Consider the following 14,749-nt stretch of genomic DNA (forward strand, 5'->3'; position numbering starts at 1 on the left):
GGAATTGATGAAATCGAGTCAGCAGTTGTGTGATTTTGTATCTACGGGATGCCAGCTGACCAGACTTCTGGCGGGTGTCGGCGAATCGATCGTGCATGTCGATGCGCAATGGGTGGTGCGCTACTGCAACGAGGTCTACCTGCGCGGCATGGGCCTTCGGGCCGAGCAGGTGATCGGCAAGACCCCCTTCGACTACCACCCTGGCTTTCGCCGCTCGATCTTCTTCGAGACTATCGAAGCCTGTCGCCGCGACGGCCAGCCGCGCATGGCGATCGGCTACTCGACCGCGGTGCAGCGCTGGCTGATGGTGCGTGTCTATCCGCACGAGGGCGGGATGATGTCGCTGGCCAACGATGCGACCGAGTCGGTCGTGCGCCAGTTCCAGCTCGCGCAGGAAGCGCTGCGTGATCCGCTCACCCGCGTGGGCAACCAGCGTGCCATGGAGCAGGACATCACGGCCCTGATCGACCGGCACGAGGCGTTTTCGCTGGTGCTGTTCGGGCTGCGCCGCTTCAACTCCATCAACGACTCGCTGGGCCACTCGCAGGGCGATCTGGCGCTGATGGAAATCGCCTCGCGCCTGCAATCGGTGACCCGGGACCAGGAGCACCTGTACCGGCTCAACGGCGTCGAATTCGTGCTGCTCACCCCGGCGACTGGCGTGGCCCTGCATGAGCGCATTGATGCGCTGGCGTCCCGGCTGGGCGAGACGGTGACGATGCGCGGCCAGCATTTCCGGCTGGGTGCGGCCTTCGGTGTGGTCAGCGCGCCGGACCACGGCCATGCGCCGGAAGGGCTGCTGCGGCGTGCGGCGCTGGCCTTGCGCTGCGCCAAGCGCAATGCGGGCGAACCGGTGGTGCTCTTCGATGACCGGCTGGAAGCGGCCGGTCGTCTGCGCGCCGCGCTCGAAGGGGACTTCCGTGCAGCGCTGCAGCGCAACGGCGACAGCGACGGCCTCTCGCTGGCGCTGCAGCCCAAGGGGCGCCTGAAGGACGGCCATGTGGTCGGCGCCGAGGCGCTGATCCGCTGGCGCCATGCCGAGCGGGGGCCCCTGTCGCCGGCGGACTTCCTGCCGATGGCACAGGAATGCGGCCTGATGGTCGAGCTGGACCGCTGGGTGCTGGACGAGGCGCTGCGCCTGCAGCGCGACCTGATGAACCTCGGCCACCAGTTGCCCGTGAGCATCAACCTCTCGGTGGAGGGACTGGCCGATGTGCAGCTCGCGGGCAATGTGTCGGCGGCGCTGCTGCGCTGGGGGGTGCCGGCCACGCTGCTGGAGATCGAGATTCCCGAGGGTGCGCTGATGCGTGACGTGGAGGTCAGCGGCCGGGTGCTGGCGGAACTCTCGGCCTTGGGGGTGCGCATCAGCATCGACGACTTCGGCACCGGCTACTCGTCGTTTGCCTATCTGGCGCGCTTCCCGGTCAGTACGCTGAAGATCGACCGCTCCTTCGTGCGCGACATGTGTGCCAAGGCGGCCAGCAAGACCATCGTGCGCAGCCTGGTGGGCCTGGCCCATGCGCTGTCGATGGATGTGGTGGCCGAGGGTGCCGAAACCGAGGCGGAGATGGCGATGCTGCGCCGCATGCACTGCGACATGGTGCAGGGCTTCGGCTACGGGCGACCGCTGCCTTTCGACACCTTCGTGTCCTTCGTCAGCCAGCGCACCAGCGGCAGCCCCTCCAGCCGCGTCGGCGAAGCGGTGCCCAGCCCGTTCGTCATCTGAGCGGCGCGGCGAGATAGGCGGCCCGCACGGCGTCGATCCGCTGCCGGTTCACGCCGAAGTCTTTGCGCCCTAGCCGGCTGGCGCTGCGTACCTCGATGGCGCCCGAGGCCGGGTCGACCCAGAACTCGACGTCGTCCACGAAGCGCAGCCAGCGCGTCTGCGCCTGGGCGTAGAGGTAGTCCGGACGCCGTTCGATCACGGTGACGCCGGGCATCCCTTGCAACACCTCCACCAGCACCTGCAGCGACGTGGCGGCGCTGCCGCCGCGTTGCGGCAGCGGCGGGATCGAGGCGTAGCCGAGCTGCGGGTGTGTCGGGTAGAGCGGCGCCTGGCTGCTGACGCTGTTGGGTGTCGGCGACGGCGGCTTGAGCCGGCCGTTCGTGACGCCCAGATCGCCCGGCCGCTGGCCGTTCAGCAGCCCGAAGCGGGCGCCGGTCAGCAGGGCAGCGACCAGGCTGAGCAGCACGAGGACGATGGTTTTCATGGGCGTGGGCTTTCCGTGTGGAGTAGACGAACCTGCAGCGGCCCGAGAGCGCCGGCGGCGATGGCCACCAGCCGGTCGATGTTCGGGTGCTTGCCGGGGAAGGCGTGGGCATTGGCGGTGTGCTCGGCGTAGAGGGCCAGGCCGTCAAGGGCGGCAGGGGCGTTGACCACGCCGTGGCGCTGGGCAAGCGCGTGGTACACGGCGACCGAGCCGGCTTGGCCGGGGCGGTTGTCGAGCGTAGCGACGACGGCGCCGTCCTGGTCGAGCAGTTGCAGGCCGGCCAGATGGGCAATGCCGGGCAGGGTCTTGAGCGTGTCAGAGAAGTTCATGGCTGCCATGCTACTGCCACTGTCGCGCGAAGAAGGCCGCGGCCATCACCAGTCCGGTGACGACCACCGCAGCGCGCACGGTGGCAGCGGGAAGGCGCAGCGCGAGCCGGGCGCCCGCGAATCCGCCCGCCGTGGCGGCCACCATCATCACCAGTGCCTGTGGCCAGTGGATCGCGCCCGCCCAGGCAAAAGCTGCCACGGACAGCAGCGACAGCACGAGCGAGTTCAGGTTCTTCAGCGCATTGGCCGTGTTGACGCGGGTTTCGCCCGTCAGCGTGTAGAGCGCCATCAACAGGATGCCGAGTCCGCCGTTGAAGTAGCCGCCATAGACCGCCACCGCGAACAGGCCGAGCGCCTGCGCGGTGGGATGCAGGTCGTCGGAGCCTCGCCGGGCTCGCGCCGCGACCAGCCGCGGCCCGAACGCGAACAGGACGGTGGCGAACAGCAGCAGCCACGGCACCGCGACCGAGAACACCTTGGCCGGCGTCACCAGCAGCAGCAAGGCCCCGCCCACACCGCCGACCGCGCAGATCAGGCCTTCGCGGACCAGACGTTCGCGGGGCAGCGCGGACAACTCCGCCCGGAATCCGAGCGTGCTGCCCAGATAGCCGGGACTGACGGCCACCGCGCTGGTCGCGTTCGCCATGATCGGCGGCAGGCCGGTGAAGACCAGTGCCGGGAAGGTGAGGAAGCTGCCGCCGCCCGCAATGGCGTTGAGCACCCCCGCAGCGAAGGCGGCCAGCAGCAGCAAGGCCCCGTGTGCGGTGTCCATCAGGGCTGTACGCAGTGGCGGGCAGCCTGACCGGACAGGTAGGTCCAGACGATGCTGGCCGCGGCATGGCTGGACAGCTCGGCGTGGTCGTAGGGCGGAGACACCTCGACACAGTCCATGCCGACCCAACGCTCGCCGGCCAGCTCTTCGATCAGCGTGAGCGCCTGGTTCGTCGTCAGGCCACCCGGCTCGGGCGTGCCGGTGCCGGGTGCGAAGGCGGGGTCGAGCGCGTCGATGTCGAAGCTCAGGTAAAGCGGTGGATTGCCGCAGGAGGCCCAGCGCAGGCGCAGCGTCTGGATAACCGTGTCGAGTTGCACCGCGTTTTCCAGGCCGCGCAGGTCGCGGGCGGTCCAGATCAGGCCGCCCTGGTCGCGCACATGCTCCCGCGCTTCGCGCTGGCCGGGGCTGCGGATGCCGATCTGCGCAAAGGCTTGCGGCAGCACCAGCCCTTCCTGGATGGCCTCGTAGACCCAGGTGCCGTGACCGCTGGGCTCGCCGAAATGGTCCTCCCAGGTGTCGCAATGTGCATCGAAATGCAGCACGCCCAGGGGCTGCCCGAAGTGCGCCCGGTAGGCACGCAGCAGCGGCAGCGTCACCGAATGGTCGCCGCCGAGCCAGACCATGTGGCGCTGCTGCGCGAGCAGGGCGCTGACCTGCGGCACCAGCGCCGCACGCATGCGTTCCAGGCTGGTGTTGGGCAGTGGCAGGTCGCCGAGGTCACACAGCAGGTCGGCCGGCGAGACATCGAACAAGGGGTGTGTGCCGTCGCACAGCATGTGGCTGGCCTCGCGGATCGCGCGGGGGGCCATGCGGGCGCCGGGGCGGTTGGTGACGCTGCCGTCCCAGGCGATGCCGGCCAGGCCGAAGGGGCGGGCACCGCGGTCTTGCGGCCCCATCGGAACCTTGAGGAAGCTGTGGGCGCTGAGGAAGGCGAAGTCGGTCATGGCGTTCGATGCGGATCGGGCAGGGCGCCAGTGTGCCGCAGGCCACCGCGCAGCCCGGTGTTTTCATGACACTGAAGTCAATTCCACATCATGAAAAATTGCAATGTTGCATTGCATCAAAATTTTTCATCGTGAGAAGTAAAATTCCACATCATGGAATTTTGTACCTAAGTTGTTGATTTTATTGATCATAGAAATATGTCTTATATAAGACATAAGTCTTCTCGTTCTGGCGGGCTGCCGCTAAGCTGGAGCCATCCAATTCGCCATAAACCGGAGCGTTCCATGACCAAGCTGACCCGCGAACAACAGATTGCCGCCCTCGAAAAAGACTGGGCTGAAAACCCCCGCTGGAAGCTGGTGAAGCGCGGCTACAGCGCCGCCGACGTGGTGCGTCTGCGCGGCAGCATGCAGCCCGAGTACACGCTGGCCCAGAACGGTGCCAAGGTGCTGTGGGACAAGGTCAACGGCGGCGCCAAGAAGGGCTACGTCAATGCCTTCGGCGCGATCACCGCAGGCCAGGCCATGCAGCAGGCCAAGGCCGGCCTCGAAGCCGTGTACCTGTCGGGCTGGCAGGTCGCCGCGGACGGCAACACGTCGGAAACGATGTACCCCGACCAGTCGCTGTACGCCTATGACTCGGTGCCGACGATGGTGCGTCGCATCAACAACACCTTCAAGCGCGCAGACGAGATCCAGTGGTCGCGTGGCATCAATCCGGGCGACGAGAACTTCGTTGACTACTTCCTGCCGATCGTCGCGGATGCGGAAGCCGGTTTCGGCGGCGTGCTGAACGCCTTCGAGCTGATGAAGAACATGATCGCGTCGGGTGCGGCCGGCGTCCACTTCGAAGACCAGCTTGCTGCCGTCAAGAAGTGCGGTCACATGGGTGGCAAGGTGCTGGTCCCGACCCATGAAGCCATCGAGAAGCTGATTTCGGCCCGCTTCGCTGCCGACGTCATGGGCGTGCCGACCATCGTGCTGGCCCGTACCGATGCCGAAGCCGCCAACCTGATCACCTCCGACCACGACGCCAACGACAAGCCTTTCCTGACCGGCAAGCGCACGCCTGAAGGCTTCTACCGCGTCAAGAACGGTCTGGAGCAAGCCATCAGCCGCGGTGTCGCCTACGCACCCTACGCCGATCTGGTGTGGTGCGAAACCGGCGTGCCGGACATTGGCTTCGCCCGTGAATTCGCGCAAGCCGTCCACGGCGCCTGCCCGGGCAAGCTGCTGTCGTACAACTGCTCGCCGTCGTTCAACTGGAAGAAGAACCTCAACGACAAGCAGATCGCCACGTTCCAGGAAGACCTGTCCGCGCTGGGCTACAAGTACCAGTTCATCACGCTGGCCGGCATCCACATCAACTGGTACAACACGTTCCAGTTCGCCCATGCCTACGCCCGCGGCGAAGGCATGAAGCACTACGTGGAACAAGTGCAAGAGCAGGAATTCGCGGCCCGCGACAAGGGTTACACCTTCGTGTCGCACCAGCAGGAAGTCGGCGCCGGCTACTTCGACGACGTCACCACCGTGATCCAGGGCGGTTCGTCCTCGGTCAAGGCGCTGACCGGCTCGACCGAAGAAGAGCAGTTCCACTGACCTGTGGAGGGGCCATTCCGTGACGGAATGGCCAGTTGGAGTTCTGTTTTTGAATTGCCCCGCGGTGTGAGCTTCGGGGTTTTTTTTCGGGGTTCGGTTAGACTTGTCGGCTCATTTGCTGCACAAGACACGGGAAAGGCACTCTGGTTATGACACCGCGAACTACCACCTCCCCGACCTCCGAGGTCTGACAGGCCAGCCGCGGCTCTTCCACCGAGTCCCCCAGGAAAGCGCGGCGTCCCCGCGCTTTTTTGTTTTCAAGGTTTCCAGCGATGATTTCCATCCAGCTCCCCGACGGTTCCCGACGTGAATTCCCCGGTCCGGTGACCGTGGCCGACGTGGCTGCCTCCATCGGTGCCGGTCTGGCCAAGGCTGCGCTCGCCGGTCGTGTCGGCACGGGCGACGCGGCCCGCGTGGTCGACACGAGCCACCGCATCGAGGCCGATGAATGCCTGGCCATCATCACCGCCAAGGACGATGCCGGCCTGGAGGTCATTCGCCATTCGACCGCCCACCTGCTGGCCTACGCCGTCAAGTCGCTGTTCCCGGAGGCGCAGGTCACCATCGGCCCGGTGATCGAGAACGGCTTCTACTACGACTTCTCGTACAGGCGTCCCTTCACGCCCGACGACCTCGCCGCCATCGAGAAGAGGATGGGCGAACTGGCGGCCAAGGACGAACCAGTGGTGCGCAGCGTGCTGCCGCGTGACGACGCCGTGGCCTACTTCAAGTCCATCGGCGAAGCCTACAAGGCCGAGATCATCGAGAGCATCCCGGCGGACCAGGACGTGTCGCTCTACGCTGAAGGGGCGTTCACCGACCTGTGCCGTGGCCCGCACGTGCCCTCGACCGGCAAGCTGAAGTTCTTCAAGCTGATGAAGGTGGCGGGTGCCTACTGGCGTGGCGACCACCGCAACGAGATGCTGCAGCGCATCTACGGCACGGCCTGGGCCACCAAGGACGACCTGCAGAAGTACCTGACGCGCCTCGAAGAAGCCGAGAAGCGCGACCACCGCCGCCTGGGCCGCGAGCTGGACCTGTTCCACATCGACGAACATTCGCCCGGCACCGTGTTCTGGCACCCGAAGGGCTGGACGCTCTGGCAGCAGGTCGAGCAGTACATGCGTCAGGTCTACCGGGACAACGGTTATCTGGAGGTCAAGGGTCCGCAGATCCTCGATCAGGGCCTCTGGGAGAAGACGGGCCACTGGGACAAGTACCGGGAAAACATGTTCGTGACCGAGTCGGAGAAGCGTGACTACGCGCTGAAACCGATGAACTGCCCCGGCCATATCCTGATCTACAAGCAGGGCATCAAGAGCTACCGGGACCTGCCGCTGCGCTTCGGCGAGTTCGGCCAGTGCCACCGCAATGAGCCTTCGGGCGGCCTGCACGGCATCATGCGGGTGCGTGCCTTCACGCAGGACGATGGCCACATCTTCTGCACCGAGGACCAGATTCAGGCCGAGGTGGTCGCCTTCACGACGCTGCTGCAGAAGGTCTACCGGGACTTCGGTTTCACGGACATCATTTACAAGCTCTCTACCCGGCCAGACAAGCGCATCGGCTCGGAAGAAAGCTGGGACCGTGCCGAACATGCATTGGCAGAAGGTCTGCGCGCGTCGGGTTGCGAGTTCGAGTACCTGCCGGGCGAGGGCGCTTTCTATGGTCCGAAGATCGAATACACCCTGAAGGATGCGCTGGGCCGCCCCTGGCAGTGCGGCACCATCCAGGTCGATCCGAACATGCCCGAGCGGCTGGGCGCCGAATTCGTGGGCGAAGATGGCATCCGCCACCACCCCATCATGCTGCACCGCGCGATCGTCGGTAGTCTGGAGCGATTCATCGGCATCCTGATCGAGCAGCACGCTGGCGCATTGCCCACTTGGCTGGCTCCGGTGCAGGTGTCGGTGCTCAACATCACCGATGTCCAAGCCGATTACGCCCGCGACGTGGTCAAAGCGCTGCAAAAACAAGGACTTAGGGTGTCCTTGGATTTGCGCAACGAAAAAATCACGTATAAAATCCGCGAGCATTCTTTGCAGAAGGTTCCGTACCTGCTCGTTGTCGGTGACAAGGAAAGGGCCTCAGGAACCGTCGCAGTGCGCGCCCGAGGCAACCAGGACCTCGGGGTGATGGCTCTGGAAGCCTTCTCCCAGAAAATCGCAGCGGACCTCTCCACCCTCCGGTGACGGGATTCGCGCTGTCGGTTTTCTTTTCCCTTGCCGGGGCGCGAATCTTTGGTTATCGGGCTGTGTGCCCCTGAAGGAATCTCACCATCGCTACCTTTCTTGACCGCCGAACGCCGAACGCCGAGCGCAAGCACCGCCTGAACCGCGAGATCACTGCCCTGGAAGTCCGCTTGAACGGACCTGAGAACGAGCCGCTTGGCGTCGTCAGCATCCAGGAAGCCCTGCGACTGGCGGCCGATGGTGATGTCGATCTGGTGGAAATCTCGCCCACGGCCCAGCCGCCGGTGTGCCGCCTGATGGACTACGGCAAGTTCAAGTACCAGGAGCAGAAGCGCGCGGCCGAGGCGAAGGCCAAGCAGCACGTCATCGATGTCAAGGAAGTCAAGTTCCGTCCCGGCACGGACGAAGGCGACTACAACATCAAGATGCGCAACCTGCGCCGCTTTCTGGAAGATGGCGACAAGGGCAAGGTCACGCTGCGTTTCCGTGGTCGTGAAATCACGCACCAGGACATCGGCATGCGCCTGCTGGAGCGTGTGCGCGATGAGCTGACCGATGTGTCGCTCGTCGAGCACATGCCCAAGCTCGAAGGCCGCCAGATGATCATGGTGCTGGCGCCCAAGCGCAAGAAGTAAGCCGACTCGTCGGTAGCAGCAAGCAATTTGAGTGGGTGCGGTTTGGTCGCTGCGCCCCTCAGTGCCCGCAGGCCCCAAAGTGCATGAGTCGTTTCATGCCGCCTCGCAGGAACAACCCCAAGGAGCAGTCATGCCCAAGATGAAGACCAAGAGTGGCGCGAAGAAGCGTTTTCGCGTCCGTCCCGGTGGCACCGTCAAGCGCGGTCACGCCTTCAAGCGTCACATCCTGACCAAGAAGTCCACCAAGACCAAGCGCCACCTGCGTGGAACGACCGCTGTGCATGAGACCAACATGGGTCACATGGCACAGATGCTGCCGTTCGCCGGTCTGTAATCCACCACAACACGAAGGAGTCATCACATGCCTCGCGTCAAACGTGGTGTTACCGCCCGCGCTCGTCACAAGAAAGTTCTCGCCCTTGCCAAGGGTTTCCGCGGTCGCCGCAAGAACGTCTATCGGATCGCCAAACAGGCGGTGATGAAGGCGGGTCAGTACGCGTACCGTGACCGCCGTGCCAAGAAGCGTGTATTTCGCCGCCTGTGGATTGCGCGTATCAACGCCGGTTCGCGCGCGCTGGGTCTGACCTACAGCAAGTTCATGGCCGGTCTGAAGAAGGCCTGCATCGACGTGGACCGCAAGGTGCTCGCCGACTTGGCCGTCAACGATCCTGCCGCGTTCGGCAGCATCGTCGAGAAGGTGAAGGCCCAGCTCGCTTGAGCCTGACGCGCCGGGCCGGTGCAAGCCGGCTCCCGCGTCACACGAAAAAGGCCGACACTGCGTTCGGCCTTTTTTCTTGTCTGTCTACCCCAGTCTCCCGATGAACGATCTCGATCAACTCGTGCAGGCCGCGCAAGCCGACTTTGCCGCCGCGCTCACCCCCGCCCAGCTCGAAGACGCCAAGGCGCGCTACACCGGCAAGTCCGGCCAGGTGACCGAGCTGCTCAAGGGCATGGCCAAGCTCACGCCCGAAGAGAAGAAGACCCGCGGCGCCGCCATCAACGAGACCAAGCAGCGCATCGAAGCCGCGCTCACCGCCCGCCGCCAGGCGCTCGCCGAAGCGGAGCTGCAGGCGCAGCTGAAGGCCGAGGCGCTCGACGTGACGCTGCCCGGCCGTGGCCGCAGCGTGGGCGGACTGCACCCGGTATCGCGCACGCTGGAGCGCATCGAGCAGATCTTCGGCTCCATGGGCTTCGACGTCGCCGATGGTCCGGAAATCGAGACCGACTGGTACAGCTTCACCGCGCTGAACAACCCGGAGAACCACCCGGCGCGTTCGATGCAGGACACGTTCTACGTGGACATGAACGACGAGGCCGGCCGCCCGCTGTGCCTGCGTCCTCACACCTCGCCGATGCAGGTCCGCTACGCCCGCCAGCACGCCGCCGCGCACGCCGGGAAAGACCCGATGCCCGAGATCCGCGTCATCGCGCCGGGCCGCACCTACCGCGTGGACAGCGACGCGACGCACTCGCCGATGTTCCACCAGTGCGAAGGCCTGTGGATCGGCGAGAACGTGTCGTTCAAGGATCTGAAGGCCGTCTTCACCGATTTCTTCCGCACCTTCTTCGAGACGGACGACCTGCAACTGCGCTTCCGTCCGTCATTTTTCCCGTTCACCGAGCCGTCGGCCGAGGTGGACATCGCCTTCTCGTCCGGGCCGCTCAAGGGGCGCTGGCTGGAAGTGGCCGGCTCCGGGCAGGTGCATCCGAACGTGGTGCGCAACTACGGGCTCGACCCTGAGCGCTACATCGGCTTTGCGTTTGGCATGGGGCCGGACCGCCTGACCATGCTGCGCTACGGCGTCAACGACCTGCGACTGTTCTTCGAGGGCGATCTGCGCTTCCTCGGCCAGTTCCGCTGACCCGCTGATCCGCCGTCGCCACCGCCCAAGCCTGGACAAGGACACTTGAGATGCAATTCCCCGAATCGTGGTTGCGCGCGTACTGCAACCCTGACCTGACCACACAACAGCTCGCCGACCTGCTCACCATGTCCGGCATGGAAGTGGAAGAACTCCAGCCGGTCGCGCCGCCGTTCACTGGCATCGTGGTCGCCGAGATCCTCACCGCCGAGCAGCACCCGAACGCCGATCGCCTGCGCGTCTGCACCGTGGACGCCGGCCCGCACAGCAAGGATGGCCCGCTGCAGATCGTCTGTGGCGCCCCGAACGCCCGCGCTGGCATCAAGATCCCGCTGGCCACCGTCGGCGCCGAACTGCCGCCGGGCGAGGACGGCAAGCCGTTCAAGATCGGCAAGGGCAAGCTGCGTGGCGTCGAGAGCCAGGGCATGCTGTGCTCGGCGCGCGAGCTGAAGCTGGCCGAAGACCACGGCGGCCTGCTGGAGTTACCCGCCGATGCGCCCATCGGCCAGGACATCCGCCAGTTCCTGAACCTCGACGACACGCTGTTCACGCTCAAGCTCACACCGAACCTCGGCCATGCGCTGAGCGTCTACGGCGTCGCGCGTGAAGTTGCCGCGCTGACCGGTGCGCCGCTGAAGGCGCTGCCCGTCACGCCGGTCGTGCAGACGCTGGACGAGACGCTGCCCGTGACCGTCGAGGCGCCCGACCTGTGCGGGCGCTTCTCCGGCCGCATCGTCCGCGGCATCGACACCAAGGCCAGGACGCCCGCGTGGATGGTCGATCGCCTGGCACGCTGCGGCCAGCGCTCGGTCAGCGCGCTGGTGGACATCTCGAACTACGTCATGTTCGAGACCGGCCAGCCCACGCATATCTTCGACCTCGACAAGATCCACGGCGGCCTGACCGTGCGCTGGGGTCGCGAGGGTGAATCGCTCAAGCTGCTCAACGGCAACACCATCACCGTCGATGCACAGGTCGGGGTCATTGCCGACACGCAGGCGGTCGAATCGCTCGCCGGCATCATGGGCGGCGATGCGACCTCGGTGAACGACGACACGACCAACGTCTATGTCGAAGCCGCCTTCTGGTGGCCGGACGCGGTCGCCGGTCGCTCGCGCCGCTACAACTTCAGCACCGACGCTGGCCACCGCTACGAGCGTGGTGTCGATCCGGCCCACACCGTGGAGCGCATCGAGCGCATCACCGCGTTGATCCAGCAGATCTGCGGCGGCGAGGCGACCGCCTGCGGCCCGGTGACAGATGCGATCGTGAACCTGCCGGCGAAGAAGCCGGTGGCGCTGCGCGTGGCGCGCGCCGCCAAGGTGATCGGCATGCCGGTGACGCAGGCGCAGTGCGCCGAGGTGCTGACGCGCCTGGGCCTGTCGTTCACCGAGTCGGACGGCGTGCTGACCGTGACGCCGCCGAGCTGGCGCTTCGACATCGAGATCGAAGAGGATCTGATCGAGGAGGTCATCCGCGTCATCGGCTTCGACCAGCTCCCGCTGACCGCGCCGGTTGCCCCGGTGACCGCCCGTGTGCGCCCGGAAGCCCAACGCGGTGGTTACGCGCTGCGCCGTGCGGTGGCCGCGCTGGACTACCAGGAAACGATCAACTTCTCGTTTGTCGAGGAACGCTGGGAGACCGAACTCGCCGGCAACCCGGACCCGATCCGCCTGCTGAATCCGATCGCCGCGCCGCTGTCGGTGATGCGTTCCAGCCTCATCGGCAGTCTGGTGCAGGTGCTGCGGCACAACCTGACGCGCCGTGCGCCGCGGGTGCGCGTGTTCGAACTTGGCCGCGTGTTCAAGCGCAATGCCGCGGTGCAGACCAGCGAACAGAGCGTCGTCGGCATCGACCAGCCGCTGCGCGTGGCCGGTCTGGCCTGGGGCGCGGTCGAACCGGTGCAGTGGGGCGTCAAGGAGCGGTCGGTCGATTTCTTCGATGTGAAGGCCGACGTCGAGGCGCTGGTCGCGCCGCGTGTGGCCCGTTTCGTCGCTGCCGAGCATCCCTCGATGCACCCGGGCCGCTGCGCCCGTGTCGAGCTGGAGGGTCAAGCCATCGGCTTCGTTGGCGAGCTGCACCCGCGCTGGCGTCAGGCGTACGAGCTGCCGGCCGGGCAGGGCGCGCCGGTGCTGTTCGAGCTGGACGTGCCGGCGCTGTTGGCCCGCGACGTGCCGGTGTATGCCACCGTGGCGCGCCAGCAGGCGGTCACGCGGGACATTGCGCTGATCGTGGGTGAATCGGCCGGGCATGACGCTGTGATCGCCAGCCTGCTCGGCGCCGACACCGCGGGATTGCTGCGCAGCGCGAAGCTGTTCGATGTCTACCGATCGGCGGCCGGCGCGGCTGGCTTCGAACCAGGCGAGCGCAGTCTGGCCATCCGCCTGGAACTGCTGGATGATGACGCGCCGCTCACCGATGCCCGCAGCGACGAGGCCGTCAAGGCGGCACTCGACGCAGTGCAACGTGGCCTGGGCGCCCGTCTGCGTGGCGCGTGACACGACGCCTCCGCACCGACGCCCGAACGATCCGACCCACCGCACGGCCACCGCCCATGGATGAAGAACGCGACTTCCTGCTGCCCGACGACGACGATGCGCCCACGCTCACCAAGGCCGAACTGGCCGAACTGCTCTTCGAGCGGCTCGGCCTGAACAAGCGTGAATCCAAGGACATGGTCGAGGCGTTCTTCGAGTTCGTCCATGCGTCGCTGGCCCGCGGGGACGACGTGAAGCTGTCGGGCTTCGGCAACTTCCAGGTCCGGCGCAAGGCCCCGCGCCCGGGCCGCAACCCGCGCACCGGCGAGTCCATCCCGATCCGCGCCCGCAACGTCGTCACCTTCCACGCCAGCCACAAGCTCAAGGCCGTGGTGCAGGGCGAAATACCCCCTGAAGGCGACTTCGAGTAAAGTCGGCGCAACCCTGCCGACTTCCTTCGACGCTCCGAACCCATTGATTTGCAATGGAAATCCTGCTTCCCGCGATACCCGACAAGCGCTACTTCACCATCGGTGAGGTGAGCGAGCTGTGTGGTGTCAAGCCGCATGTGCTGCGGTACTGGGAGCAGGAATTCGCGCAGCTTCGCCCGGTCAAGCGGCGCGGCAACCGCCGTTATTACCAGCACCACGAAGTGCTGCTGATCCGGCGCATCCGTGGTTTGCTGTACGAGCAGGGTTTCACCATCAGCGGTGCACGCAACCGGCTGGCGGAACTCGGTCCTGCCGCCACCCGTGCGCTCGAAGACGACGAGCTGGTCGGCGAGGATCTGTCCACGCCACACCTGATTCTTGGCGGGGGCCGGGTCGATGCCGTGCCGCTGGCACCATTGCTGGCCGCGCCGGTGCGCAGCGGTGCACGCAGTCTGCGCGAGGAACTGCTCGCCATCCGTGCGCTGCTCGACCCGGACACCGGCAGCCCGGACATCGTCATCGACTAAAAAGCCAGCCAGATACTGGACGGAACGCCCATTTTCGGCATACAATCACCTTCTCAGCAGTCGGGGCGTAGCGCAGCCTGGTAGCGCACTTGCATGGGGTGCAAGGGGTCGTGAGTTCGAATCCCACCGTCCCGACCAATGAATTCAATGGGTTAGCTCTCACAAGGAGCTAGCCCATTGGCCTTTCTGGGGTTCACTCGCGTTTTGGTGCCTACTGGGTGCCTAGAACTCGTTTGCTGTGATCGGCCAGCCAGTACAACGCCAGCCCGGACCATTGCGCGCAACGCCTCCAGATGGTCGCCATGCCGATCACCTCCAGCAGCCTGACGCCAGCCAGGAAGAGCGCCAGCCGATCGGGGAGGGGAAATCATTAACGCGCTAGGTTGTAATGGATACCCAATAGGGTATGCATCCGCCATCCCGATCACCTTGGCGCCAGCCTTGAGCGGTGCCGGTACATGGCAGTCCGAGGGGCAAAATCATTAACGCGCTAGGTTAGAAACCAAGCGGTACCTATGCCAACAGGGCGCACGGGTGAACGATGCACTTGGCGCAGATGGCCCGGACTTTTTTTTCTGAGGGTCCGCGCGGTCAAATCATGTTCACCAAGTACACCACGTACACCCGAAGGGCTTTGTTGCATAACCCAGCCGAGGCTGAGTTTCCCCTGACCCCAGACGGAGTTACGCCACAGCCCGCGTCACCGGGGTGCCCAAGTGGGTGAAGCGGTTGAGCACTGCGGCCCGCACCTGCAACTCCACCACCTGC

At 65.5% G+C, this 14,749-nt stretch carries 14 protein-coding genes and 1 tRNA gene; 11 read left to right on the top strand and 4 right to left on the bottom strand.

Annotated features, from left to right (window positions below; all coding sequences use genetic code 11):
* Positions 1-7 precede the first annotated feature (7 nt).
* A complete protein-coding gene (locus tag RMP06_RS07255; protein ID WP_310461105.1) occupies positions 8-1,726 on the top strand; it encodes a putative bifunctional diguanylate cyclase/phosphodiesterase in 1,719 nt (572 codons plus the stop codon).
* On the opposite strand, the gene RMP06_RS07260 is transcribed toward RMP06_RS07255, so the two are convergent.
* Genes RMP06_RS07260 through speB form a run of 4 tightly spaced genes read right to left on the bottom strand, consistent with a single transcriptional unit; the run spans position 1,719 to position 4,255 of the window.
* Positions 1,719-2,210 carry a DUF1499 domain-containing protein gene (locus RMP06_RS07260; protein ID WP_310461106.1) on the bottom strand — a complete coding sequence of 164 codons (492 nt, stop codon included), beginning with the start codon at positions 2,208-2,210 and terminating at the stop codon, positions 1,719-1,721. The two genes, RMP06_RS07255 and RMP06_RS07260, sit on opposite strands and share 8 nt — an antisense overlap.
* A complete protein-coding gene (locus RMP06_RS07265) occupies positions 2,207-2,539 on the bottom strand; it encodes a DUF2322 family protein (protein ID WP_310461107.1) in 333 nt (110 codons plus the stop codon). The genes RMP06_RS07260 and RMP06_RS07265 overlap by 4 nt, the downstream gene beginning before the upstream one ends.
* Positions 2,540-2,549: 10 nt before the next feature.
* Positions 2,550-3,311 (bottom strand): sulfite exporter TauE/SafE family protein, encoded by a 762-nt coding sequence (locus RMP06_RS07270; protein ID WP_310461108.1) that lies wholly within the window; start codon positions 3,309-3,311, stop codon positions 2,550-2,552.
* Positions 3,311-4,255: an agmatinase gene (gene speB / locus RMP06_RS07275; protein ID WP_409050118.1), complete on the bottom strand. Its 945-nt coding sequence runs from the start codon at positions 4,253-4,255 to the stop codon at positions 3,311-3,313. Before speB ends, RMP06_RS07270 begins: the two co-directional genes overlap by 1 nt.
* A gap of 285 nt (positions 4,256-4,540) precedes the next feature.
* On the opposite strand from speB, the gene aceA reads away from it, so the two are divergent.
* The 10 genes from aceA (at position 4,541) to RMP06_RS07325 (ending at position 14,119) form a co-directional block, all read left to right on the top strand.
* Positions 4,541-5,857: an isocitrate lyase gene (aceA, locus tag RMP06_RS07280; RefSeq protein ID WP_310461109.1), complete on the top strand. Its 1,317-nt coding sequence runs from the start codon at positions 4,541-4,543 to the stop codon at positions 5,855-5,857.
* A gap of 272 nt (positions 5,858-6,129) precedes the next feature.
* Positions 6,130-8,049: a threonine--tRNA ligase gene (gene thrS / locus RMP06_RS07285; RefSeq protein ID WP_310461110.1), complete on the top strand. Its 1,920-nt coding sequence runs from the start codon at positions 6,130-6,132 to the stop codon at positions 8,047-8,049.
* An 86-nt stretch (positions 8,050-8,135) separates the two neighbouring features.
* A complete protein-coding gene (infC, locus tag RMP06_RS07290; protein WP_310461116.1) occupies positions 8,136-8,684 on the top strand; it encodes a translation initiation factor IF-3 in 549 nt (182 codons plus the stop codon).
* A 130-nt stretch (positions 8,685-8,814) separates the two neighbouring features.
* Positions 8,815-9,018: a 50S ribosomal protein L35 gene (gene rpmI / locus RMP06_RS07295; RefSeq protein ID WP_293995415.1), complete on the top strand. Its 204-nt coding sequence runs from the start codon at positions 8,815-8,817 to the stop codon at positions 9,016-9,018.
* Between the two features lie 27 nt (positions 9,019-9,045).
* Positions 9,046-9,402 (top strand): 50S ribosomal protein L20, encoded by a 357-nt coding sequence (gene rplT, locus RMP06_RS07300; RefSeq protein WP_294000239.1) that lies wholly within the window; start codon positions 9,046-9,048, stop codon positions 9,400-9,402.
* 100 nt (positions 9,403-9,502) lie between these two features.
* Complete coding sequence (pheS, locus tag RMP06_RS07305; RefSeq protein WP_310461111.1) at positions 9,503-10,546, top strand: phenylalanine--tRNA ligase subunit alpha; 1,044 nt, start codon at positions 9,503-9,505, stop codon at positions 10,544-10,546.
* 50 nt (positions 10,547-10,596) lie between these two features.
* Positions 10,597-13,044, top strand: a complete 2,448-nt coding sequence (pheT, locus tag RMP06_RS07310; RefSeq protein ID WP_310461112.1) for a phenylalanine--tRNA ligase subunit beta — start codon at positions 10,597-10,599, stop codon at positions 13,042-13,044.
* Positions 13,045-13,100: 56 nt separating this feature from the next.
* The gene (locus RMP06_RS07315) at positions 13,101-13,454 is read left to right on the top strand and encodes an integration host factor subunit alpha (protein WP_310461113.1); all 354 of its coding nucleotides are present in this window, start codon (positions 13,101-13,103) and stop codon (positions 13,452-13,454) included.
* A 53-nt stretch (positions 13,455-13,507) separates the two neighbouring features.
* Entirely contained in the window at positions 13,508-13,981 is a 474-nt protein-coding gene (locus RMP06_RS07320) for a MerR family transcriptional regulator (RefSeq protein ID WP_310461114.1), read from the top strand.
* 61 nt (positions 13,982-14,042) lie between these two features.
* Positions 14,043-14,119, top strand: a tRNA-Pro gene (locus RMP06_RS07325).
* The last annotated feature ends 630 nt before the right edge of the window (positions 14,120-14,749 follow it).

The sequence above is a fragment of the Sphaerotilus sp. genome (assembly GCF_031429695.1).
GTDB lineage: Bacteria > Pseudomonadota > Gammaproteobacteria > Burkholderiales > Burkholderiaceae_C > Sphaerotilus.